Origin of the sequence: Chromobacterium sp. IRSSSOUMB001, from assembly GCF_023507765.1 — a bacterium.
GTDB lineage: Bacteria > Pseudomonadota > Gammaproteobacteria > Burkholderiales > Chromobacteriaceae > Chromobacterium > Chromobacterium haemolyticum.
This window is the reverse complement of record NZ_JALCYU010000001.1, coordinates 389,413-413,049: the sequence shown is the minus strand read 5'-3', so window position 1 is coordinate 413,049 and position 23,637 is coordinate 389,413. Positions and strand designations below refer to the sequence as shown.

Annotated in this window: 23 protein-coding genes and 1 riboswitch; of the genes, 8 read left to right on the top strand and 15 right to left on the bottom strand. The window is 61.6% G+C overall.

Annotated elements, in window-relative coordinates; translation table 11 throughout:
• Positions 1 to 95 precede the first annotated feature (95 nt).
• The 5 genes from MOV80_RS01855 (at position 96) to efp (ending at position 6,203) form a co-directional block, all read left to right on the top strand.
• Positions 96 to 2,531 (top strand): heavy metal translocating P-type ATPase, encoded by a 2,436-nt coding sequence (locus MOV80_RS01855; RefSeq protein ID WP_118266988.1) that lies wholly within the window; start codon positions 96 to 98, stop codon positions 2,529 to 2,531.
• Positions 2,531 to 2,713, top strand: a complete 183-nt coding sequence (gene ccoS, locus MOV80_RS01850) for a cbb3-type cytochrome oxidase assembly protein CcoS (RefSeq protein WP_043591501.1) — start codon at positions 2,531 to 2,533, stop codon at positions 2,711 to 2,713. Before MOV80_RS01855 ends, ccoS begins: the two co-directional genes overlap by 1 nt.
• 282 nt (positions 2,714 to 2,995) lie before the next feature.
• Complete coding sequence (locus tag MOV80_RS01845; protein WP_039755819.1) at positions 2,996 to 4,297, top strand: nucleoside transporter C-terminal domain-containing protein; 1,302 nt, start codon at positions 2,996 to 2,998, stop codon at positions 4,295 to 4,297.
• A gap of 135 nt (positions 4,298 to 4,432) precedes the next feature.
• On the top strand, positions 4,433 to 5,578 hold the full coding sequence (gene earP, locus MOV80_RS01840) for an elongation factor P maturation arginine rhamnosyltransferase EarP (RefSeq protein ID WP_118266986.1): 1,146 nt from the start codon (positions 4,433 to 4,435) through the stop codon (positions 5,576 to 5,578).
• Positions 5,579 to 5,639: 61 nt separating this feature from the next.
• Entirely contained in the window at positions 5,640 to 6,203 is a 564-nt protein-coding gene (efp, locus tag MOV80_RS01835) for an elongation factor P (RefSeq protein WP_019103034.1), read from the top strand.
• A gap of 139 nt (positions 6,204 to 6,342) precedes the next feature.
• Here the strand turns inward: efp and MOV80_RS01830 are convergent, their stop codons facing one another.
• From MOV80_RS01830 to MOV80_RS01780, 11 genes are all read right to left on the bottom strand, one after another.
• Positions 6,343 to 6,825, bottom strand: coding sequence for a hypothetical protein (locus MOV80_RS01830; protein WP_118266983.1), 483 nt, complete (start codon positions 6,823 to 6,825; stop codon positions 6,343 to 6,345).
• A 151-nt stretch (positions 6,826 to 6,976) separates the two neighbouring features.
• Positions 6,977 to 7,870, bottom strand: a complete 894-nt coding sequence (locus MOV80_RS01825) for an alpha/beta fold hydrolase (RefSeq protein WP_081575678.1) — start codon at positions 7,868 to 7,870, stop codon at positions 6,977 to 6,979.
• A gap of 184 nt (positions 7,871 to 8,054) precedes the next feature.
• Positions 8,055 to 8,636: a uracil-DNA glycosylase family protein gene (locus tag MOV80_RS01820; RefSeq protein ID WP_019104084.1), complete on the bottom strand. Its 582-nt coding sequence runs from the start codon at positions 8,634 to 8,636 to the stop codon at positions 8,055 to 8,057.
• A 12-nt stretch (positions 8,637 to 8,648) separates the two neighbouring features.
• A complete protein-coding gene (gene zapE / locus MOV80_RS01815; RefSeq protein ID WP_107732307.1) occupies positions 8,649 to 9,812 on the bottom strand; it encodes a cell division protein ZapE in 1,164 nt (387 codons plus the stop codon).
• Positions 9,813 to 9,940: 128 nt separating this feature from the next.
• Positions 9,941 to 10,567: a thiol:disulfide interchange protein DsbA/DsbL gene (locus MOV80_RS01810; RefSeq protein WP_249604788.1), complete on the bottom strand. Its 627-nt coding sequence runs from the start codon at positions 10,565 to 10,567 to the stop codon at positions 9,941 to 9,943.
• 74 nt (positions 10,568 to 10,641) lie between these two features.
• Complete coding sequence (locus MOV80_RS01805; RefSeq protein WP_019104087.1) at positions 10,642 to 10,974, bottom strand: hypothetical protein; 333 nt, start codon at positions 10,972 to 10,974, stop codon at positions 10,642 to 10,644.
• 288 nt (positions 10,975 to 11,262) lie between these two features.
• Complete coding sequence (locus MOV80_RS01800; RefSeq protein WP_249604787.1) at positions 11,263 to 11,574, bottom strand: hypothetical protein; 312 nt, start codon at positions 11,572 to 11,574, stop codon at positions 11,263 to 11,265.
• Between the two features lie 11 nt (positions 11,575 to 11,585).
• A complete protein-coding gene (locus MOV80_RS01795; RefSeq protein ID WP_249604786.1) occupies positions 11,586 to 12,917 on the bottom strand; it encodes an amidase in 1,332 nt (443 codons plus the stop codon).
• 326 nt (positions 12,918 to 13,243) lie between these two features.
• Positions 13,244 to 13,573 carry a hypothetical protein gene (locus MOV80_RS01790; RefSeq protein ID WP_019104091.1) on the bottom strand — a complete coding sequence of 110 codons (330 nt, stop codon included), beginning with the start codon at positions 13,571 to 13,573 and terminating at the stop codon, positions 13,244 to 13,246.
• Positions 13,574 to 13,950: 377 nt separating this feature from the next.
• Positions 13,951 to 14,664 carry a 5'-methylthioadenosine/S-adenosylhomocysteine nucleosidase gene (locus MOV80_RS01785; RefSeq protein WP_249604785.1) on the bottom strand — a complete coding sequence of 238 codons (714 nt, stop codon included), beginning with the start codon at positions 14,662 to 14,664 and terminating at the stop codon, positions 13,951 to 13,953.
• Between the two features lie 144 nt (positions 14,665 to 14,808).
• The gene (locus MOV80_RS01780) at positions 14,809 to 15,159 is read right to left on the bottom strand and encodes a hypothetical protein (protein WP_019104093.1); all 351 of its coding nucleotides are present in this window, start codon (positions 15,157 to 15,159) and stop codon (positions 14,809 to 14,811) included.
• An 861-nt stretch (positions 15,160 to 16,020) separates the two neighbouring features.
• Positions 16,021 to 16,091, top strand: a riboswitch (Fluoride riboswitch).
• Between the two features lie 145 nt (positions 16,092 to 16,236).
• Here MOV80_RS01780 and MOV80_RS01775 point away from each other — a divergent pair.
• The 3 genes from MOV80_RS01775 (at position 16,237) to MOV80_RS01765 (ending at position 18,679) form a co-directional block, all read left to right on the top strand.
• Positions 16,237 to 17,520, top strand: coding sequence for a voltage-gated chloride channel family protein (locus MOV80_RS01775; RefSeq protein WP_249604784.1), 1,284 nt, complete (start codon positions 16,237 to 16,239; stop codon positions 17,518 to 17,520).
• A 54-nt stretch (positions 17,521 to 17,574) separates the two neighbouring features.
• On the top strand, positions 17,575 to 17,991 hold the full coding sequence (locus MOV80_RS01770) for a hypothetical protein (protein ID WP_019103966.1): 417 nt from the start codon (positions 17,575 to 17,577) through the stop codon (positions 17,989 to 17,991).
• An 85-nt stretch (positions 17,992 to 18,076) separates the two neighbouring features.
• Positions 18,077 to 18,679 carry a phosphatase PAP2 family protein gene (locus MOV80_RS01765; RefSeq protein ID WP_019103965.1) on the top strand — a complete coding sequence of 201 codons (603 nt, stop codon included), beginning with the start codon at positions 18,077 to 18,079 and terminating at the stop codon, positions 18,677 to 18,679.
• 138 nt (positions 18,680 to 18,817) lie between these two features.
• Here MOV80_RS01765 and MOV80_RS01760 read toward each other — a convergent pair whose 3' ends face one another.
• The 4 genes from MOV80_RS01760 to MOV80_RS01745 all read right to left on the bottom strand — a co-directional run bounded on the left by MOV80_RS01760 (position 18,818) and on the right by MOV80_RS01745 (position 23,591).
• On the bottom strand, positions 18,818 to 19,252 hold the full coding sequence (locus MOV80_RS01760; RefSeq protein WP_019103964.1) for a hypothetical protein: 435 nt from the start codon (positions 19,250 to 19,252) through the stop codon (positions 18,818 to 18,820).
• Between the two features lie 562 nt (positions 19,253 to 19,814).
• Complete coding sequence (locus tag MOV80_RS01755; protein ID WP_118266970.1) at positions 19,815 to 20,372, bottom strand: hypothetical protein; 558 nt, start codon at positions 20,370 to 20,372, stop codon at positions 19,815 to 19,817.
• 14 nt (positions 20,373 to 20,386) lie between these two features.
• Positions 20,387 to 22,774, bottom strand: a complete 2,388-nt coding sequence (locus MOV80_RS01750) for a fimbria/pilus outer membrane usher protein (protein ID WP_249604783.1) — start codon at positions 22,772 to 22,774, stop codon at positions 20,387 to 20,389.
• Positions 22,775 to 22,880: 106 nt separating this feature from the next.
• Complete coding sequence (locus tag MOV80_RS01745) at positions 22,881 to 23,591, bottom strand: fimbria/pilus chaperone family protein (protein WP_118266966.1); 711 nt, start codon at positions 23,589 to 23,591, stop codon at positions 22,881 to 22,883.
• Positions 23,592 to 23,637 lie beyond the last annotated feature (46 nt).

The window sequence follows — 23,637 nt, the reverse complement described above, 5'->3', positions numbered from 1 at the left end:
CCTCAGACCAGCAGCCCCAGAATGGGGGCTGACGCGGCCTATTCCAACACGCTAGCGCAAGCCAAACGCGGTCGGATTGATTACAATCGGCCATCATGAGTGAAAACTGCTTCCACTGCGGCCTGCCGGTGCCGCCCGACGTCCAGTTCCCGGTCAAATACCGCGAAGTCGATCAGCCCACCTGCTGCGCCGGCTGCCAGGCGGTAGCCGTCACCATCATTCAGTCCGGCCTGTCCGATTACTACCAGCACCGCACCGAGGGCGCGCGCCAGGCCGAACCGGTGCCGCTCGAGCTGCTGGAGCAGATCAAACTCTACGATTCCGACGAGCTGCAGCGCAGCTTTGTGCGCTTTGAAGCGGAAAACCTGCGAGAAGCCTCCCTCATGCTGGAAGGCATCACCTGCGCCGCCTGTGTTTGGCTCAACGAGCAGCACATCCGCCAGCTGCCCGGCATCGTCAGTGTCGACATCAATTACAGCAATCACCGCGCCCGCGTGCGCTGGGACAATAGCCGGGTTCAATTGTCCGCCATCCTGGAAGCGGTCAGCGCCATCGGCTACCGCGCCCACCCCTACGACGCCGAGCGCCAAGAAGCGCTGAACCAGAAAGAACGCAAGCAGGCGATCAACCGCCTGTGGGCCGCCGGCCTGTCCATGATGCAGGTGATGATGTACGCGGTGCCTATCTATCTGGCGCCGGACGGCGAGATCACGCCGGACTTTCTATGGCTGTTGCACTGGTCCAGCTTCATCCTGACTCTGCCGGTGGTGCTCTACTCCGCCGTGCCCTTCTACCGCGCCACCTGGCGCGATCTCAAAACCCGGCGCGTGGGCATGGACACCCCGGTGACCATCGGCATCCTCACCGCCTTCCTGTCCAGCTTCTGGGCGCTGATCAACAAAGTGGAACACGGCGTCTACTTCGACTCGGTGTCGATGTTCGTGTTCCTGCTGCTGGGCGGCCGCTACCTGGAGGGCATCGCCCGGCGCAAAGCCGGCGAGGCCACGGAAAGCCTGGTCAAGCTGATCCCCGCCTTCGCTCATCGCCTGACCGGCTGGCCGGATAACCGCCAAAGCGAGGAAACCACGGTGGCGCAGTTGCGCCCCGGCGACGTGATTCTGGTCAAACCCGGCGAGACCATTCCCGCCGACGGCCTGGTGCTGGACGGCCATAGCGCCAGCAATGAAGCGCTGTTGACCGGCGAAAGCCGCCCGGTGAGCAAGGACGCCGGCGCAGCGGTGATCGCCGGCAGCGTCAACACCGCCAGCCCGTTGGTGGTGCGGGTGGAACAGACCGGCCAGGACACCCGGCTGGCCGGCATCGTGCGGCTGCTGGATCAGGCGCTGGCGGAGAAGCCGCGGCTGGCGGTGATCGCCGACCGCTTCGCCAGCTGGTTCGTCGCGTTGCTGCTGCTGGCCGCGGCCGGCACCTACCTGGGCTGGCACTACATCGAACCGGACCGCGCGCTGTGGATCATGGTGGCGGTGCTGGTGATTTCCTGTCCCTGCGCGCTGTCGCTGGCCACCCCGGCGGCCTTGACCGCCGCCTCCGGCCACCTCGCGGCGCTGGGCGTGCTGACCACCCGCGGCCACGCGCTGGAAACCCTGCCCAAGATCAGCGACGTGGTCTTCGACAAGACCGGCACCCTGACCCATGGCGATATGCGGCTGCTGGACAGCTGGACAGCGCCCGGCCGCGACGCGGCGGCGGCGCTGGCCACGGCGGCGGCGCTGGAGCAGGGTTCGGAGCACCCGGTGGCGCGCGCCTTGCTGGCCGCCGCCGGCGACGGCCCGCAGCAGGCGGCGGAAGCGCTGCGCAACCACCCCGGCCAGGGCGTGACCGGTCAACTGGATGGCCGCGCCTGGCGCATAGGCTCGCCGGAATTCATCGCCGCTCAGTTGGGCGGCTGCCCTCTTCCTTCCGCAGACTGGCACGGCGACAAAACCCTGATCGCGCTGGCTGATGAAACGGAACTGGTCGCCTTGTTCGCCATCGGCGACGCCGTGCGCGCCGATGCCGCGCCGCTGTTGCGCCAGCTGAAACAGCACGGCCTGCGCGTGCATCTGCTCAGCGGCGACGGCGCCGGCCCTGTCTCCAATTTGGCGCGCCAGCTGGACATGGACGCGCATATCGCCCGCGCCGCGCCAGAGGATAAATTGGCCTACGTCGGCCGGCTGCAAGCCGCCGGCAAGCGCGTGCTGATGGTGGGCGACGGCATCAACGACGCGCCGGTGCTGGCCAAGGCCGACGTATCCATCGCCATGGGCGGCGGCACCGACGTGGCGCGCGCCAGCGGCGACATGGTACTGATTGGCGACCGGCTGGGGCTAATCGCCAGCGCTTTCGAACTGTCTCGCAAGACCTTGTCTGTGATACGTCAAAACTTGTGGTGGGCCGCCGCTTACAATATCGTGGCGCTGCCCTTGGCCATCACCGGCCACGTTACGCCGTGGATCGCCAGCCTGGGCATGGCGTCCAGCTCTCTCATCGTAGTCGGCAACGCCCTCCGACTGGTCAAACGGAAATCCTGATGGAAAGCCTGTATCTGCTCATTCCGCTCAGCCTGGTGCTGGCCTTCGTCATCGGCGGCATTTTCTGGTGGGCCACCCGCAACGGCCAGTTCGACGATATGGAAGGCCCGGCGCATCGCATTCTGATGGACGACGACAAGCCCAAGGACGGCGGCGGTGGCGATGCTCCGCGCGGCGATTAAAGCGCCGTCCACCCGTCCAAACCACTCCCGGCGCCGTCCGTGCGCCGGTTTTTTCCGACCCGCCGCGGTGCGCCCCATTGTCCCGCAGCGGACCGAACCCTCACCCAAATCGAATAAAATCAAGGACAAAGCGCTTCAATCGCTTTCGTTCTCCGATTTTTGCTGTAAAATCGCGCACCTTGAGCAATATTAGCTAATCATCATCTAATAATCGTTGGATCCGCCTGGCCCGGCGCCATGCGCCAGCCGGTCAGCTTCCGCACCTTCATCTCAGGGTTGTTCGTGAATACCTTACAAGCTCTCGTCGGCATGTTGTTCCTGCTGGGCACCGCCTATGCGCTGTCCACCAATCGCAAAGCCATCAACTGGCGCATCGTGCTGATCGGTCTGATCATGCAAAGCACGCTGTTCTTGGTCATCAACTACGTACCGGCCGCGCGCGCGGTGTTCGAAGCCTTCGGCTCCGGCTTCGCCAAAGTACTGACCTTCTCCGGCGAAGGTGCCACCTTCGTGTTCGGCGACCTGGCCAAACCCAACGGCAGCATGGGCTTCTTGTTCGCCTTCATGGTCTTGCCCGTGATCATCTTCTTCTCCGCCTTCAGCGCCCTGCTCTACCATCTGGGCATCCTGCAACGCGTGGTGGCCGGCATGGCCTGGGTGATGAAACGCAGCATGAAGCTGTCCGGCCCGGAAAGTCTGACCGTGGCGGGCAACATCTTTCTCGGCCAGACCGAGGCCCCGCTGCTGATCCGCCCCTATATCAAGCACATGACCCGCTCCGAGCTGGCCTGCGTGATGATTGCCGGCATGTCCACGCTGGCCGGCGGCGTACTGGCCGCCTATGTCGCCTTCCTCGGCGGCAGCAATCCGGCGGAACAAGCCAAGTTCGCCACCTATCTGCTGATGGCTTCCTTCATGAACGCGCCGGCAGCCGCGGTATTCGCCAAAATCATCTACCCGGAAACCGATCGCGGCCATACCTCCAGCGACAAGCTGGACTACAGCCAGGAAGACGATCAGGGCAGCTTCATCAACGCCATCGTCAACGGCGCGATGTCCGGCATGAAGATGGCCGCCGCGGTGGCCACCATCATCCTGGCCATTGTGTCCATGATCGCGCTGGCCAACTTCGTCGTGAAGGACGGCATCGGCGCGGCGCTGGGCGTCAACGAGATGATCAAGGCCTCCACCAACGGCGTGTTCGACGGGCTGACATTGCAATACCTGTTTGGCCAGGCCTTCCGCGTGTTCGCCTTCATGATGGGCGTGAGCTGGCACGAAACCCTGGAAGTGGGCAGCCTGCTGGGCCAAAAGATCGTGGTCAACGAGTTCATTTCTTACCTGGACCTGGCCAAGATGAAGGCCGCCGGCACCCTGTCGCCTCAAGCCATCCTGATTTCCACCTTCGCGCTGTCCAGCTTCTCCAACTTCAGCTCGGTGGGCATTTGCGTCGCCGGCATCGGCGCGCTGGCCCCGTCGCGACAGAAGGAACTGGCCCAGATCGGCATGCGCGCGCTGGCCGCCGCGGTGATGGCGGGCTTCATGACCGCGACTACCGCCGGCCTGTGGATGTCCATCTTCTAAAAGCGATCACCGCGCGCAAAACGCCTGATGCTGCGTTGCGCCGACTTGCTTGCAACCCCGCGCTCCGGCGCGGGGTTTTTCATTAACCCGCGGCGGCGTGCTAAGCTGCCGCCATTTTCACGCGCGGCACCGCCAATGGAACGCAAACACTGGGATATTTTCTGCGCCGTGGTCGACAACTACGGCGACATCGGCGTCGCCTGGCGGCTGGCGCGCCGGCTGGCCCACGACTTCGGCCTGGAAGTGCGGCTGTGGGTGGACGACCTGGCCAGCTTCGCCCGCATCGCGCCGGAGCTGGACCCGGCCTTGCCGGCCCAGCGCCTGGCCGACATCGACATCCGCCACTGGCCGGCGGACGGCCCTCCCGACGATACCGTGCCCGCCGACGTGGTGATCGAAGCCTTCGGCTGCCGGCTGCCGGAGCGCTTTGAACAGGCGATGGCCGCCAAGGCGGTCAAGCCGGTATGGATCAATCTGGAATACCTGTCGGCGGAAGACTGGACCCGCGGCTGTCACCGCCAGCCCTCGCCGCACCCGCGCTTGCCATTGACCAAGCACTTCTTCTTTCCCGGCTTCGGCGCCGACACCGGCGGCCTGATCTGCGAGCAGGGCCTGCTAGACGTCCGCCGCCAATGGCAGGACGACGCGCTGGCGCGATGCGCCTACTGGCAGTTGCTGGAGCTGCCGGAACCAGCGGCGAACGAATGGCGGGTCAGCCTGTTCGCCTATGAAAACCCGGCCGTCACCAGCCTGCTGGCCGCCTGGGCGCTGGGCGAGCGGCCGGTGACCTGCCTGCTGCCGGAAGGCAAGGCGTTGCCGGACGCGGCCCGCGTCTTCGGCCACCCTCTGCGCGCCGGCATGCTGGCGCGCCAGGGCCAGTTGACGGTCAAGGTGCTGCCGATGACCGACCAGGACAGCTACGACCTGCTGCTGTGGTCCTGCGACCTCAATCTGGTGCGCGGCGAAGACAGCTTCGTGCGCGCGCAATGGGCCGGCCGGCCGTTTCTCTGGCACATCTATCCGCAGGACGACGACGCCCATCTGGCCAAGCTTGATGCCTTTTTGTCACAGTACGGCGCGGCGCTGCCCGTCGGAGCGGCGCAAGCGCTGACAGCCGCCAGCCATGCCTGGAACCACGGCGCCGATATGGCCGCCGCATGGACGGAATTGGCCGCCTGGCTGCCCGCATGGCGCGAACACGCCGCCATCTGGCCGGAAAAATTGCTGGCGGACGGTGATCTGGGCGACAGACTACTGCACTTTGTCCGGGAAATCGGCTAAAATACGCCGTTTTTCGGAAACCTTTTTTCCGACTTCAATCAAGAGTTTGGGACTTTTAGTAATGAAAACCGCACAAGAACTCCGCGCCGGCAACGTATTCATGGTAGGCAGCGACCCGATGGTCGTGCAGAAGGCTGAATTCAGCAAATCCGGCCGCAACGCCTCCGTTGTGAAAATGAAAATGAAGAACCTGTTGACCGGCGCCGGCAGCGAAGCCGTATATCGCGCAGACGACAAGTTCGACGTCATCGTGCTGGACCGCAAGGACTGCACCTACTCCTACTTCGCTGACCCGATGTACGTGTTCATGGACACCGAATTCAACCAGTACGAAGTGGAAGCCGACAACCTGGGCGACACGCTGAACTACATCGTCGACGGCATGGAAGAAGTGTGCCAAGTGACCTTCTACGACGGCAAGGCCATCTCCGTTGAACTGCCGACCACCGTGATCCGCGAAGTGGAATACACCGAACCGGCCGTGCGCGGCGACACCTCCGGCAAAGTGCTGAAGCCGGCTCGCCTGGTGGGCACCACCTTCGAAGTTCAGGTTCCGGCCTTCGTCAACACCGGCGAAAAGATTGAAATCGACACCCGCACCAACGAATTCAAGAAGCGCGCCTAAGCGTCCTCTTGCTTCGCAGTGCCCAAAGCCGCCCGGCGCCGACGCGCCGGGCGGCTTTTGTTCGACCGCCGAGACGCAAAAAAGCCTTGCTTACGCAAGGCTCAACGCGCCGGACAGGCCGCGCCATTAACCGCAGACATCAACGTGCCATCGGCGCCGCCACCTCGATTTTCACATGGCGGGTATTGCCATTCTTCTGATTAAAACTGCGATTAATCACACCGATAGCGCTACTGCTGCCCTGCTTGACCTCTTTGTCAAACAGGAAAGTCATCACGCCAAGATTACCCTTGATCAGCAATGGCTTGCTGGTGCCCTCCCAGTTGGAACTCAGCAATTGGGCCGCACCTTCGCCAACCATGTCCAATTCCAGGGTTTGATCGGTATGGCACCTACCGGGAGAGCGGTTGAAACCCGGATAAATCGCAACACTATCATTGCTTATCGTCCTGACGATTTTATTGCCGGCCTCCACCGGAGTTTGCGGACCCTCGCCGCTTAGCGTGTATTTAATCGGACAAGAGCCATTATTGACTAACTCAAAAGTATAGGCATCGGCAGCCATGGCATGGACGCTGCCCAAAAGCAGAGCGGCACTGATCGCCAAGTATTGAAACTTCATGATCTCCCCAAAAATTAAAATGAATAATCCAACCCTAAAAGAATGCAAATCGGCTGGAAAATCAGATTAATGGAGAGATTCTGAAGAGGAAAACATTCTCAAATCAATCTAAAAGCCACCTCGCGGAATGGCTTTGAGTCCTGCACCACCATCACATGGCCCGCCTCCGCGCAAAATCCAGCCACAGGTCCGCCACCTGGCGCGGTTGCTCCATCATCGGCAGATGGCCCACCTGCTCCAACACCTGCTTTTCACTGCCGACGATGGAGGCGGCGAAGCAATCCGCGTCCTCCACGTGCAGGATGCGGTCCTCGCGGCCCCAGACGATCAAAGTCGGCGCCTGGATGCTTGCCAGCAAGGGCCGCTGGTCCACGCTGTCTAACAGGTCGTCGAAAATCTTGCGCTCCACCTCAACGCGTTCCGCCTTGCGCGCCGCCGCCACTTCGATGGCGAAGCCGGGCACCGGCGGCGGCCGGTACATCGCCCAGTCCAACATCGCTCGCACCCCGTCCGCGCTGCTCATATCCAACATTGGATTTTCCCCGCTGCGCTGCCACAGCTCGGCCATTTCACTGGCGCTGACGCCGGCGCCGGCGGCGTTGAGCAAGGTCAGGCTGGCCACGTGCCTCGGATAACGCGCGGCGAAGTTGGCGGCGATGGCGCCGCCCATGGAATTGCCGATCAAGTGGACATGCTCCACGCCCCAAACCTCCAGAAACGCGCGCAGCCGATCCGCTTGCGCCTCCACTCGGTAGCTGATGTCCAGGTTGGACATGCTGTCGCCGTGGCCTGGCAAGTCTGGTGCTATCAGCCGGAATGACTTGGGCAGGCGACGCGCCAGCATCGCCCAGTGGTCTTTTTCCGCGCCAAAGCCATGCAGCAGCACCAGCACCGGCGCGCCCGCCGGCGCGGCGCGCTCCAACCAGCTCAATTCACCCTGCTCCAGCCTGCGCCGTCGCGGCTTCAGCCCTGCCCAGCGCCGCTGCTGGCGCACGCCCCAGTCAAACAACCATTGCTTGCCATTCCAGATCCAGCGTCGCCACATTGCAGCCTCCTTGGAAAACCATCGATGGTAAATAGTGCTTAGAGCCTGTTCACAGTCTCGCGAGCAAGAGCGAGACAAGGCGAAAACGGCTGAGAAAGCGGAATGTACAGGTGGTACATGAGCATTTCGAAGTTGCACTCACCGAGCCATGTTTCACAGCGCGCAGCAGATCGTAAACAGGTTCTCAGCCGCGCTCCAGCACCTCTGCCACCCTCTGCCGCAAAGCCGGCAGCAGTTCGGCCTCGAACCAGGGATGGCGGCGCAGCCACAGTTGATTGCGCGGGCTGGGGTGCGGCAAGGGCAGCAGCGCCGGCCAGTGCTCGCGCCAGCGCTCCACCGCCTCGGTCAGCCGCGGATAACGCCCAGGCAGGTGATAACGCTGCGCGTACTGACCCAGCAAAATCGTCAATTGCAGATGAGGCAGGCCAGCCAGCAAGGGCTGACGCCAGGCGGCCGCGCATTGAGGCGGCGGCGGCAGATCGCCGGACTTGCCGGTGCCGGGGTAACAGAAAGCCATCGGCAGGATGGCGATGCGGGTCTCATCGTAAAACACCGTCTTGTCCACGCCCAGCCAATCACGCAAACGCTCGCCGCTGGGGTCGTCGAACGGCAGGCCGGACGCGTGCACGCGTCGTCCCGGCGCCTGGCCGGCAATCAGGATGCGCGCGTTCGGATGCCATTGCAGCACCGGGCGCGGGCCGTGCGGCAGGCTGTCCGCGCACAGCCGGCAGGCGCGCACTTCTTGCAGCAGGCCGGCGGCGTCCATGCGCGTCGCCGTTTACAGCACCACGCCGGCCGGCGGCTGGTCGTGAGTCTGGCCGACGGACTGGTGCGGCAGCTCCAGATAGCTGCGCGACTGCATCTCGGTCAGCCGGCTGGCGGTGCGGAAGAATTCGCCGGCCTGCACCCCTTCGGTGTACAGCTGCTCCGGCTCGGCGGCGGCGGAGGCCACCAGCTTGACGCGGTTGTCGTAGAACACGTCCACCAGCCAGGTGAAGCGGCGGGCGATGGACGCCTCGCGCGCGGTGATCTTGGGAATGCCGCTGACGAAGACAGTATGGTATTCGGTGGCGATTTCCAGGTAGTCGGTTTGCGCGCGCGGGCCGTCGCACAGGGCCAGGAAATCGAACCAGATCACCCCGGCGGCCAGGCGCTTAACCGGAATCTCGCGGCCCAGCACCTGGATGGAGCGTTTCTTCTGCTCCACGCCGTGGCTCAGGCGCTGGAACAGCTGCTCCATTTTCTCCTCGCTGGCCGCGTCCGCCGGCACCATGAACAGCGGCTCGCGCGTCAGCTCGCGCAGACGGTAGTCGTTGCCGCCGTCCACGTTCAGCACTTTCAGCTCGCGCTTGATCAACTCGATGGTGGGCAGGAAGTTCTGCCGTTGCAGGCCGTTGGGATAGAGGCTGTCCGGCGCGTAGTTGGACGTGGTGACCAGCACCACGCCGCGCTCGAACAGCGCCGACAGCAGCCGGCCCAACATCATCGCGTCGGCGATGTCGCTGACGTGGAACTCGTCGAAGCACAGCAGGCGGGTATCGCGGGCGATCTTGTCGGCATAGGCCAGCAGCGGGTCCTTGCTGCCGGCCAGCGCGCGCAGCTCGCGGTGCACCTCAGCCATGAAGTTGTGGAAATGAATGCGGCGCTTGCGGCGGTACGGCACGCAGGCGTAGAAGGCGTCCATCAGAAAGCTCTTGCCGCGTCCCACTCCGCCCCAGAAATACAGGCCCTTGGGCACGTCCGGGCTGCGCAGGCTGCGCCCGAGGAAGCGGTTGCGCTTGTTCTTGAACTCCACCAGCTGGTGCCACAGCAGGTCCAGTTCCTCAATCGCCGCGGCCTGGGCCTCGTCGTGGATGAAACCGGGTTTTTCGCTGGCGGCCTGATACCAGGCCTTGGGGCTGAGATGGGCGTTCCCATCCGGGGAGAAAGTGTGCTGAGACATGGGCGGCGGAGTGTGCAAACGCAATGATGATACGGCCTGACATCATACCCCGTTTGCGCACGGGGGCAAAAACCCAGGCGCCGCCGCACTAGGGCCGCGGCGCGGTAAAACAGAGCGCCGGTGCCTGTTTAGACCTGGCCGGCGACTCTTTGCACGCGCGCCTTGGCCACCAGCACGTCCAACACCTCCCGCGTACGCTCCGGCGGGGCCGCGGCAATCGCGTACTTGCCGTCCACCACCAGCATGGGCGTGCTGAAGATACGGTAATCCTTGGTGAACTGGGCGATAGCCTCCACTTGAGCCTTCACCGCGAAGGATCGATACACCGCCATGGTCTTGGCAACGTCCACGCCCGGCTGGCGGCGCAACCACTTCTCAAACTCCGCCTCCTTGCTCAAATCGACCTTGTCATGCTGCACCGCGCGGAAGGCCGCGCCATGCAGACGGTCCGAGAGGCCGGATACGTTCAAGGTGGCGAACACCCGCGCGTACCCTTCCATCGGTTTGCCCCACACCACATGCTTGCGTACTACGCGCACATCCGCCGGCTGAGTCTTCAGCCAGGCGGATATCGCGGCGTCTTGAGAGTAGCAATGTCGGCATGGGTAGGAGAAAAACTCCACCACCTCGATCTGATCTCCGCTGGACACCGGATGCGGCTTGGGCAACACCAGGTAATCCTTCCCTACCACGATCTGCGCTTGCGCCGCGCCCAGCGCCAGAACAAACCAACACAACAACAGTAACACTCTCATTCACTACACTCCATTGATTCCGCCGCCGGGCTCCGTCTCAGTACATGCCTCGCGTTCAAGGGCGGGGTTAACTCTCAGGCCGTGGCCAACAAAGTCGGCACCTCAACCGGCTTGTCCACTTTGTTCAGCTTGATTTCGGATTTGGCCGGCCCACGCAGGCGCTGCAACTCCTCTTTCAGCAGCTTGATTTCCTCTTGCAACCTATGCCGCATGTCCGCCTCCGCCTTGCGCACGTCCAGGCTCAGTTTTTTCTCCATTTCCGTTGTCAGTTTCTCATCGAGAAACGACTCGTACTTCTTGAACAGCTCATCGCGGTAAACATCCAGCTGCAAGCGCAGCATGAGGTTTTCCTCCTCCATTTCGGCCAATTTGTGCTGGAACTGGGCGGCATTCATATTGAAGTTCATGCTTTCTCCTAGCAGATGGCTCGCAAACGGCGCGATCAGCGCATGCCGACAGGCCGGAGCGGGATTCCGGTTAAAAAAATATCCCTCTCCACGCAGGGAGAGGGAGGCAAACATGGGGAGTTTGCAATAGACACTAGGCAGCTCAACACCGGGGGATCGGCGTGAGACCCTATGCAAAGAACGCCGCATAAGATGGGCAAAGTATGCGCAAACGCTCCGCGAAAAAATATCTGACCAGTACGAAAAGCCGGCGCAGCCACGCTTTTTTTGCGCGCGTGGAAGCATGGCTCAAACCAGGCGGTTAAGCCCGTTCAAACCGTGACACAGACACTGTTGCACCGGCTCCAACAAAGCCACCGCCTCCTCGCTGCTGAACAGCAAGGGCTCGTCGCGACGTTGCAGCAAGGTCAGGATGGCTTGCAAGCCGACATGAGCCGAACGAATCTCCATCAAGCCTTGCAATAGGCAAGCGTCCATTTCCGCGCACTGCTCGGCCATCTGCCGGCCAAGCAAAGACAAGGCGGTCTGATCCGGCCGGGCCTCGAGCAAATCCTGATTCAATTGTTTCAGTTGCTCCATCACGGGCAATTGGTCTTTCATCGCCGCTCTCCTTATGGGTGAGCCAGCGCGCGTTCAACGCCGGCGGCGATTTTCAAAATATGGGAGTCGCGGCCATGCAGCCCGCACACGCTCAAGCCGATCTGATCCGTCAGCGGCAGACTGACCGCGCAGCCGTCCAACAGATTGACGACGGCGCTGTTGCGCAGAACCAGCCGGTTCAGGCGAGCGTAAACGTCCTCGTTCTCCAACTCCGCCAGCTTGGGCGGCAAAATCGCCACGGTGGGCATCAGCCAGGCATCGGCCATGGACAAGCGATACGCGGCGGCTGCTTGCAGCTCGCGGCGTTGCTCCACCAGCTCCAGATACCTGACCGCGCTCAGGCCGGCCCCTTGCCGCAGGCTTTGTGCAATGCGCGGGTCATAGCAAGCGCCGCCCTCGCCCTCCAGCCGCGGGCCGTGCCAGCGCCAGGCCTCCGCCGCCGCCAACCCGCCTTGGGCCTCCATGTCCGCAATCCGCCCCAACTCCGAAAAATCGAAACGGATGATGCGAGCGCCAGCCCGGGACAAGCACGCCAGGGCGTCGTCGAAGGCCTGCGCCACCGCGGAGTCCACGTGTTGGGAAAGATAATCGTCAGTCACGTAAAAGCGGCGTTTTGTCACATCTGGCGGCAGGCCGCGCGCGTGGGAGGGCGTCCAGCCGCCGCTGAGCACCGCGTCCAGGATGGCGCAGCAAGAAACCGAACGCGCCAGCGTTCCGATGGAATCCAGCGACGGCGATAAAGGCAGACAGCCCTGCATCGGCACCCGCCGCGCGGTGGGTTTAAAGCCAACCAGGCCGCAAAAAGCGGCGGGGATGCGCGCGGAGCCGCCGGTATCGGCGCCCAGCGCGGCCGCGCTCATGCCCAGAGCCACGCTGACCGCCGCGCCGGAGCTGGAGCCGCCCGCCACGCGCTCCGGATCTCCGGGATTGCGCGGCGTGCCGTAGTGCGAATTCAGCCCCAGGCCGGAGCATGCGAACTCGCTCATATTGGTGCGCCCCAGCAATACCGCGCCGGCAGCGCGCAGCGTCGCCACCACGGCCGCATCCCGAGGCGCCCGCGGGTTGCGCTTGAACGCCACGGAGCCGGCGGTGGTGACCTGCCCCTGGATATCGAATAGATCCTTCACCGATACGGGAATGCCGGCCAGCGGAGTGGGATAGAGCCCGGCGGCGTCCACCTGCCGGGCCGTGGCCAGCGCGGCTCTGGCGTCCACCAGGGTGAAAGCCCGCTCGCCGGCTTCCTGGTGGCTGACGATGGCGGCCAGCGCCCGCTCCGTCAGCGCCACGCTGCTGGTATTGCCTGACAGCAAGTCCCTGTGCAATTGCATCACGGTGGGTTTCATGTCGCCTCCCCTTCCTGGGCGAAACAGAAGGGCTTCATGGCAAGCGCCTTGCTGTGGCGCGAGGCAAACTCATGACATTGCGACATAAGGCTCTCCTAAAGACGGTAGGAGATTGAACTCCTAATTGAACTCCTGGATTGAGCGCTTGAGAACGTGTTTACGATCTCGCGAGCTAAGGCGAGGCAAGGCGAACACCGCAGAGAAAGCGGAATGTACGCGTGGTACATGAGCATTTCGAAACGGTACTCACCGTGCCACGTCTCGCGACGCGCAGCGATCGTCAACAGGTTCTGAGGCCGCGAACAGACACCGCGGCTATCGCCTTGCTATCGGCAAGTGGCGCGCACGCCCCCGCCGACGCCTGCATGGAAAAGCAATGGCGCCGTTTCCTGCTGCTCGTCTTGAACGGCGGAACTGAGTTGTTGCAGGCGGGCGGCATAGTCATCCAGCACTTCGATGGATAGACGCGCCAATAAATATTGGTGGGAGCCGGGAATGGACTTGGCCTGGATGGCAGCCAAGGTGGAACGCAATAGAGAGAAGCCGTTCAAGGCCAGCGCACAAGCGTCCAAGGTTTGGGACAGCAGGCGCAGTTGATCTTGCCCGTTGACCGGGGGCGGTTTGGCTAAAGGAAGAAGGGAAAACAGTGGAGTCATTGCAATCTCCAAGTCAGCTTTGGAAGCCTGCTCGGATACGAGCAGGAGCGTGACAAGGTGGCAAGACCGGTTCTCCGTGATGTCGACCGGCAGCCCCGAGAGGCTCCCTGCCACGCCCTGCTCAGATGCAGATGCGTGGCAACAGACGTGCAGCGCCCAAGTGGACGCAACATGACTGCGATCACGGAGATTGATAGGCTTGCCTGCCCGGCGCGGCGTTATTTGGCGCAGCGCGAGGCAAAGAGTACTGAGATGGGGGCGTAGCGTCAAGCCGGAGACGGCCGCCCGGACAGGCGGAAAGCGGGAGGGAAGGTTTAAAGAGCCTGTTCAAAGCCCGGCGAGCCAAAGCGGGACTTTGAACAGCATCTTGGCAGGTTTCAAATAGTGGACAGCAGCTTCAATACGGTAGCGGACAGCCGCTCCGCGCACAACTCAATGCCATGCTCGGGCGTACCGGTATCCTGGCCTTGGCCGTCAATGATATTGCTGACCGCCCGCAAGACCAGCACCGGGGTGGAACCCACCCGGCGCGCGGCGCGCATCACGCCGGAGGACTCCATTTCAATCACGCCGCGGCCCAGTTCCAGCATTGCGGGAAACTTGTCGGCGGGCACCGGAAACTGGTTGCTGCTGAAGATCAGCCCCGGCTTCACCCTGGGCAGGGCTTTCAGCTTCGCCAGCCAATAGGGGTCCGCGTCCCATTCCGTTTCCAGCTGGCCATGGGTATTGCTGTTAAACAGACAGGACTCAAACGGCGTGCCTTTCAGGATCTTGTCGATGCCGTAAAGATCCATCTGCACGACTTTGTTGCCGGCAACGACATCGCCAATCCCCCAGCCATCCCCCACCGCGCCGGAAGTCCCCAAAAACAAGACCAGATCAATATCGCGCTGTTGCAGTAGCGCCAGCGTGGTCAACGCGGCGTCTTCCGTGCCCACGCCGGTCTCGGCCAGGTAAAGTTGGTGGAGATTGTATTGAAGGCTGCGACAGGACAAGGCGCCGAGCACAGGATCCGGCATCCACGTCGCGGATAATTGCTGCGACAGATGAGCGGATTCGGCGGGGAATGCCGACAATAGCAAAATATTCATATAAAGCCCCAAATTAGGTGGTTTAACGGCGAATACGCTAGCGCCTTCCGGCAAGCTACGCCGCATCAGGTTCAAACTGGCTGCGCGCCGGCTTGCCCCCAAGGCCGATGTTGATCGGCGGCTGTTGAATTGGCAGACCCAAACCTACCAATGATCTCCAGAGGCTCCAGATAGCATGATGTGCTGAGGGGTATTACGCGCTTCTGTCGGCAATGAGTAGGCGCGCCATGGGGCATGCATGGACTTCAAGATATCCTGCTCACACAAACCTGAGGACAGCTGCAAGACAATGGTGGTCATCCCATTGTCCGCCTTAAGGTCATTCACTGAAAAAGCCGCGCTATGCGTAACAATATTTTCAATATCGCCCTGGCTTAAAGTGATGTCGCTGACTTTATGATTTCCAATGCTGATGCTTAGCTGAATAGGCTGGTTTTCCTGGGAACAAGCGTTGAGTAAAGCGTTGTCGACAGAGACTTGAAATAACTGCGGCATGATACCTATACCTTTGCCTAAAGCGTGGCGTTAAGAACGTGTTTACAGTCTCGCGAGCGAAGGCGAGAAAAGGCTAAACCGGCGGAGGAAGCGGAATGTACATACCACCATAACGCATCGCACTTCCAAGCCGCGCCACTTAATACCCGCTAACAAAACCCCTGATCCTGCGTTGCGCCTCCTTGTCGTACGACTTGTACTGCCTGCGTCAGCGCGCCTTGGCTCAGGTTTTCTGCGAGGTTTTCTTAGCGGCTCTAAGCCGCCATGAGCTTGGCGCGACAATGCGGAATCATTTATGACATGCCCCACCGCCATGAATAATGCCAAGCGCAACGCTACACTTTAATTTTCTAAATTTTAATAGGACCAGTACTAAATTAAGGCGGCAAAGCATATTTCATATTGATACAGTTTTTGAGCGTGTTTGCGCTCAGCCCGGCAAAAGCAAGGCTTTGAACAGGTTCTCAAACCAAGCGGTGCCTCGCTGCCCTAAACGCTTGCGGCTGCGCGACATGATGGGCGGGCCCGCTCGGCTAGACAGTCCGTATTGGACAACTACAATACGAAATACCCCGCGCGGCCCGCCTCACCGGCTAGGAAACAAAGCAGCCCCCTATAAGAGCCTGTTCAAAATCTCGCGAGCAAGGGCGAGACAAGGCGAAAACGGCTGAGAAAGCGGAATGTACACGTGGTACATGAGCATTTCGAAGCGGTTTTCAACGCCGTATCGCCGCAGCGCAGCAGATTATGAACAGGTTCTAAGGCGTCTGGCCGAATAGAGGGGATCACTCCGCCCTGACCACATGGGCCCGAAACGCTCATAGCCCGCTGGACTGCAATTAAATGATGCGATATATTCCCCTCCTATTGGGAGATGGTGTTCCTCCTCACTTGAACCGCAGCAATAAGCTGCTGATGACGCCTACATAAACCTGGCCTTGGTCGGGAATGTGGGTGCGCACGCGCATATACCTTTCCCCTTGGTCAGCCTCAATCCCTTTGATACAGGCATGACTAATGCGTCCGTTACACCGCCCCGAACAACTTAAACTACTGCCCTACGTAGGCAAGTGGCTCGTGATTGCCAGCCTTATTGCCTTACTTGCAGGCAGTATCTCGGCTTTTTTTCTACTCTCTCTCGATCAAGCCACAGCTTGGCGCGAAGCCCACCGTTGGGTCATCTGGTTGTTGCCAGTGGCTGGTTTTGGTGTCGGCTGGATCTACCACCGGCTGGGCAAAACCGTCGATGGCGGCAACAACCTCATCATTGACGAAATCCACGAGCCCAAGAAAGTCATTCCCTTACGGATGGCGCCTCTGGTATTGGGCGGCACCATTATTTCCCATCTGTTCGGCGCATCGGTTGGCCGCGAGGGCACCGCCGTGCAAATGGGCGCCACGCTGGCGGATCAGCTGACTCACGCGTTCCGCATGAAGCCCGAGGAGAGACGCATTCTGTTGATGGCCGGCATGAGCGCCGGCTTCGCCGCCGTGTTCGGCACGCCGTTGGCGGGCGCTGTGTTTGTGCTTGAAGTTCTTGCTATCGGACGCATGCGGTATGACGCGCTGTTTCCTTGCTTTGTGGCCGGCGTCGTCGCCGATCAGGTATGCCTCGCCTGGGGGGTGCGCCACACTCACTATGCGATAGGCGCGGTTGTGCCTATTGGTTTCTGGAGCGTGCTGGCCGTGGTGGCCGCAGGCATTGTGTTTGGTCTTGTGGGGATGCTGTTCGCAACAGGCGCTCACTCGCTCAGCGCCGTGGTCAAACGCTTCATCGCCTACCCGCCGCTGCGTCCCTTTGTCGGCGGCATTGTCGTCGCCTCGGCGGTGTACTTGCTTGATGCTTACCACTACATCGGCCTGGGCATTCCCGACATCGTGCGCGCCTTTCAAGAGCCGGTGGCCCCCTGGGATTTCTTTGGCAAGCTGGTGTTTACGATTGTTTCGCTGGGCACCGGCTTCAAGGGCGGAGAGGTCACCCCGCTGTTTTACATTGGCGCAACGCTGGGGAACGCCCTGGCGCCGCTGCTGCATCTGCCTTTTCCCCTGCTCGCCGGCATCGGCTTCGTCGCCGTGTTTTCCGGTGCCGCCAACACCCCCATCGCCACCACGCTGATGGCGATGGAATTATTTGGGGCGGATATCGGACCTTTAGCCGCCATCGGCTGCATCACCGCTTACTTGCTCTCCGGCCATACCGGCATTTATCACGCCCAGCGCGTGGGTCGCAGCAAATATCGCGGCTCCATCCCCGAGGGGCTGCGCATTTCGGACCTGGCGCGGCTCCGCAAAGAAGAGCAGCGCGCGCCAACAAAAGAAAAGAAGGAAACATCGGGGAGCAAAACATCAGACAGCCCGTAAGGCTGCCACGCTCTGGCTTGCAAGACCGTGAACACCCCCTATGGAACAGGCTCGATGACCTCAAACCCCAGCCCACAGCACATTGTCGCCTTGCGGCTATATTTCCCCATGGCCTCCAAGGCCAAAGCAACGCGCTTCTGGCATCGCTTGAGCGCGCCGGCTCTTGCTCTCCGCCTACTGACCCTCGCCCAACAGGCGAAGATCCTGCAGGCGACGCTCCACCCAGTCAGCGCCGGCTACCTGCCTGGCCAGCGGCTGTCGCACAGCCATCCGGAACTGACAGGCATGCGGCACCCGCAATGCCTGGAGCTGCTGGACTCCGAGCAGCGCCTACGGGACTTCATGGCCGAGCACGCAGAAGAACTGCGCAAGGTGCACGCCGTTCTGCTCCTATGCGAATTGCCGCTTACTCAACCAGGCGGCGCGGCGGCGACGCACGCAGATCCTCCCAGTCAAAACCAGGCCGACTAACAATAACCGCCAACACCGCATAGCCGCCGCGCCTAGTCCCCAGGCTCCCTACGTTCCAGATAATCACGCGTAAGATAAAACCACCATGAATCACCTTGAAACGCTTAACCACACGCTATTTTTACTATTGAACGCAAATGAAAACACGCCAGCCTGGCTAATCCGCGTGGCCGTTGTCATCGCTAACGATCTGATCTACATCATCCCGCTACTCTTGGTCGCCCTGTGGCTGTGGGGCGACGACAAGCTTCGCCATCAAGCCGTCAAGGCATGCCTCGTCGTCCTGCTGGCTTTAGGGGTGAACGGGTTAATCGGCCTGGGATATCCGCAGCCAAGGCCCTTCGTGATAGGCCTTGGGCATCTCTGGACGGATCATGCGCCGGACTTCTCTTTCCCCAGCAATCACATGACCATCTTGACCTGCATCGGCCTGACTCTGCTGTTTGCCGGCATGCTCAAACTGGGTGTCGCCATCCTGGCGCTGGGCATAGCCGTCGCCTGGGCGCGCGTATTCGTAGGCGTGCACTTCCCGCTGGACATGTTGGGCGCGCTAGCCGCAGCGGCCGGCGTTTGCGCGGTGACGACCGCGCTCTGGCCCAAAATAGGGGATCCCATTGCACAAGCGGCCATTCGGCTGTACCGCTTCTTATTTGCATGGCCGATTGCCGCAGGCTGGGTCCGCGGCTGACTTCCACTGGAAAGGGAAGCCACTCACCAAGGGGGAGTCAAACAAGCCCAAGACGGGCCGGGAGACGAGGCGGAGCTCCGCAAGGCTCCGCTCTGTGATGCGCAGGGCTGCGGCCAGTCAAGGCCGCCGCCCCTTGCTTTAACGGCCGATGCGGCTAAAACGCTCCTCCAACTGCCTGCGCCTGGTCTTGCCGGCGTGCATTTGATGTTGGCTGTCCACGTGGCGGTAAACCTTTACCTGCTGCGCGCCCAAGAACAGCATTTGCTCCAGATAGTTGAAAAAGCCTATCCAGTAGCCGCGCTGCTCACGGTCGTCAAAGCTGATGTCGCGCGCCACCCGGCCCAACAGGCCGCAGCCCACGTAGTAACGGTTGTCCTTCAGCCATTGCAGTAGATGGGCCGCGCATTCGCGGCCGTAGGCGCACATGGCGTCGAAGTCCTCGGAGGTTTCGGGCATCTGCCAGTAATGCGGATAGTCGCGCTCAGGGGTGTAGCGAACGAAGGGGAGCAGGATTTCCTGCTGTTCGATGGCGGCCAGTTTGTAGCGACGACGGCGAGGTAGGATAAGGGACATGCTGTTTCTCCTGCTGTAACACAAGATAAACCACCTGCCTGAAAAGCGAGGTATTGGGCAGGCGCGTGGCAGGATTGGCGTTACCGTGTACACAAACCGGCGAGTGCATGACACTCTCCTACCATGCACCTGCCAAGTGGCACAGCCATAGTAAAGCAGGACCGCACCCATAAGGTGCGAATCCGTTGTGTACAGGGCGGGACGCCAATCCCGGCGCCGTTAATGAGAACGACGCTCGGGGATTGTCGCCGACGGAGCGGGGAGGGTCAAGGAGGGGAGGCTTTTGGAGTAAAGAGGAACTTGGCGGAGCAGTGCCTCTCTCTGCCCTATTCCTCACGACGCTGCGCTTGTCTTGCTTGGCCAGGTCAGCCCCGGCAATAAAAGCCGCGGATTCAATACCCGCCCCGCCGCGCGAAAGCAGCGCTTAGAGCCTGTTCAAAGGCTTGCGAGCAAGGGCAAGACAAGGCGAAAACAAGCGATAACTACGAGGGGGGGACATGAGCATTTCGAATGCCGGTTTCAACGCCGTATCGCCGACGCGCAGCAGACTATGAGCAGGCTCTTAGCGCTCCCCCGTCTCCAGCAGCAAGCGCCCGCCGCTGTTCAAATGCTCCACATCGCGCGCGCGCAGCGCATTGGTCGCCACTTGCGCGTCCACCCAGATTTGCGCCGTGAACAGCTTGCCGCGCGCCGGCTTGCCGTCCGCCACCGCCCATATTCTATGCTCAGCGTCCATCGCCACCTCCGCCGCGGCCTGCTCCAACGTCGCCTGCTCGGTGCGCGCGGCCGCCAGCAACACCGGCTGGCCGTCCAGCTGCGCCGCGCCCATGCTCATCCGGTAATGGCCCTTGCCATTCCACAAGGCCATGCCCTTGGCGGCCGGCTCCGCCTCCAGCCGCAGCCGGATGGCGCTTGGCGCCTCGCATTGAATGCTCAGCGTCATCCGCCGCTTGCCCAAGGCCTGCATTCCGGCTTGGGATCGCCCAAACTGGCCCTTGTTCAACACGCCGTAATCCAGTTGCTCGCCGCTCAAGCGCATCACGCAGTTGTCGGCCAACACGGCCTGGCACAAGAGCAGGCCGGCCAGACCGGCCGTTGCCCGCTTAATCATCGACTTCATTCCTTGCTCCTCGCTCACGCTTCCGCCCGACATACCGCATCCAGCTGCTCGTAAAACACCTGCTCGTCCACCGTTTCCGGCAGCGCGAAATCCAGCTGACAACGGTTGCCGTTAGCCGTGGTCACGGTCAGCGTCTGCCCCGGCTCGGCATTGTCGAGAAAGACCTTGCCGCCTTCCACCACGGTGGTGACGAAGCGATTTTCCGCCGTCAGCACCGATCCGCCGGCGCTCAGCGGCTGCCCCATGCCGTCCTTGACTTCCAACAACACGCGGCGGGTCTGGAACACGTCGAATTCGACATGGCGCACCGCGCCGCGGCTGACTTTCAGCTCCTTGTAGCCGTTTTTCAGCTCCACCGTGCGCGGCAAACTCTTCACGTCCACTTCCAAGCGGCTGACGTCGTAAGCCGTCAAGCTGGGGATCACCGCGCGGCCGCCGGCGTCGGTCCACACCGCCCCGCCCGGCGTATTGACCCGCACCCCGGACACCTTACCGGTGGACAATACGCCAAAACTGTCCTGGATCTGCGCCGGGGAGGCGGTGACGCCATCGCGGTGGAAGGCCAGGCCGCCGCTCAGCCCGGCGGAAAAATGGCGGCCGGCGTAGTTCTGTCCCATGCCCAGCCGGGCACTGGCGTAACGCGGTTGCACGTTGACATTGGCGCTCACCCCAGTGCCGCGGCGGCTCTGTTCCGCGCTCAGCTGATAGCCCCAATACTCGTTGACGGTTTCGCTGACCGAGGTATTCAGGCTGGTGTCGCCGCCGCTGCTGCGCACGGTGCTGTTGATGCGGCGCTTTTCCAACGGCAGGCTGAAATTCAGATACCAGGCTTGATAACGGCGGCCGTCAAAGGAGTTGCGGCCGTTCTCCACGTTCAAATTCAGCGACATCCACTTGAAGGAGCGGCCCCAGCTGCCCAGCCAGCGGCTGCTGACATGCCCGTCGAAACTGCGGCTGGAGGAGTAGGACAGCCGGAAGCTGCCCGCGCGCTGATGGCTCCAGCCCAGAGAGGCGGAATACTGGGCGCGGGTGCGGCGCTTGCGCGCTTCACTAAGCTGTCCTCGCCCATAAACCGCCGTCGCCTCGCCCAGATCGCGGTAGCCCTCGGATTGAAACGAGGCCGACAAGGACGCGCTCATCGCCTCGCTCATCCGCGTGCTCATCGCCCAGTTGGATTGATGGCCGAACACGCCCTCTTCCCGCGCATGGGAGCTCACGCCGCGCACGCTCAAGCTGGTATCGGCGCTCAGGCCGATATCCGCCCCCAGGCCCAGGGCCTGGTATTGCGACGTGCTCAGCGCGCCCAGCGTCCCTTGCGCCCGCGCCCCCAGCGCCCAACTGCCGGAGCCGGTCAACAACAAGGGTTCCTCGCCGTCGTCGGCATAGTCGCGCAAGCGGCCCATGGCCAGCGAATAGCCTAGCGGCGCGGCCGCATCCAAGCCCAGGCTTGCCGCCGGCACGGTGAAGCGCCGCTCGCCGCCGTCGCTCTCCGCCACCGTCACCTCCAGATCGACATAACGGTTGTTGAGACGAAGGTTATCAAAAGAGAAGGGCCCGGCCGGCACTTGCGCAACATGGATCAGCACCCCCGCCTGCCGAACTTCCACCCGTGCCACGCTATTGGCGATGCCCTCCACCCGCGCGCCGGGGCCGCCCTGCTCCAAGCCGCTCTCCGGCGTCCATTGCGCGCCTAGCAACTGGCCGGCGGCAAACAGCGGACTGTCGACATTGATCACCCCCAGTTGCAGACGCGCGCGCTGGGAGACGAAGGAGCGTTGGGCGTAAGCGCCCAGATCGCTGAACTGCCCCTGGCCGTTATTGGAGTAGTAGAACTGGCGGCTGCGCACAATCCAGTCGCCAACGTTGACGCCGGCCTCGGTATCCAGCGACAAGCTGCGGCTGCCGCTGCCCAGGCCCTGATAGCTGCTCGCGCTGAGGTCGTAGTTCAGCATGCCGCCGACGCCGCCGCTTTCCAGCTGAATCTCTTCTTGCGGCTGCGGCAGGATGGCCGCGGTGGGCACCAGCAAGGCCACCCGGTTCAGATTGGGGTTCAACTGCACCTGGGTCTGCGGCCAAGCGCCGACAAAGTCGTAGCAGGCCGGCGCCACGGAGACGCCCTCCGCCTCATCCGGCGGCGGACCTTGCAAACTCGCCCACTCCAGCAATGCAGGGCTGAAGCACAGCTGGCCTTGCGCGTCGAACTCCGCCTCCACCTCGCCCAGCACCTCGCCATTGCGCAGCAAGGTCACCTGCTGCCGGCCCTCGGCAAAGCGCGGCTTGCCGCGGAAGTACTCGGCCAAGGCCGGGTCCAGGCCGCGCGCGCGCAGAATCTCCGTATCGAACACCGCGTCGACAGCGGCTTCCGCACCCAGCGACGGCATCGCGCCCAGCGCTAACAGCAAGGCTGTTTCCAGTGGCCGCCCGCGCCAACGGCATACAGACTGCAGGGTACCTACCGATGCCCCTCCACTTTCGCTTTGGGGCAGGGACTCTCTCCAAACAACCAATTTAGCTGGCCTTGACCGTTAAAGGTGCGTCATAGCCACCTACTGAGTAGCTATACAAGGTAGCTGGGTACAACGTGACAGCCTCCGCCTCGGCATCTGCTACCGGAAATGATAGCTTCTGTCCCGGCAACACATAGTTATGCCCCAACTGCACTGCAGTGCCCTGTGGTTTGAGATGCACCACTTGCGCCATGCGTACCACATAGGGACTATCATTTTCTAAATTCAACTGTCCGTCACCCAATGACCACTTCAATAATTTCCATGGTTCACGGTTTTCTGGCAAACCCTTTGGATGAATTACCAAAGGTAGATTTTGGCGTATGGTAATACCAACCTTTACCCCCACACCGCCTATCTTCTGTGGGATACCTTCAAAAATCACTCTCTTCATTAGCTGCATTTTCAAAGGCTTATTGCTCTGCAACATAAAACGTACTTGCTGCTGCTCACCAGCTTCAACACGCGTCACTGGCGGAGTTAACATTACTGACACATGTTCATTATCATCATCTGGTAAGTTTTTAATTTTTGAGAATAAAAGCAGTGGTTGATTATCCGTATTTCTTAACAATATAGCGGAGTCACCGACAGCCTCATCCAACATCACCAAAGATGTCTCAGGTAACATCCCCTCTGCCACACAGAAACTTACCTTACAAAGTAGAAAAATAGAAAAAAAACACCAAATTATTTTATAAAAAGATTTCATTGCAGCCCCTCCCCACCCCTGTGGGGAGGGAAAAATTACACCATAC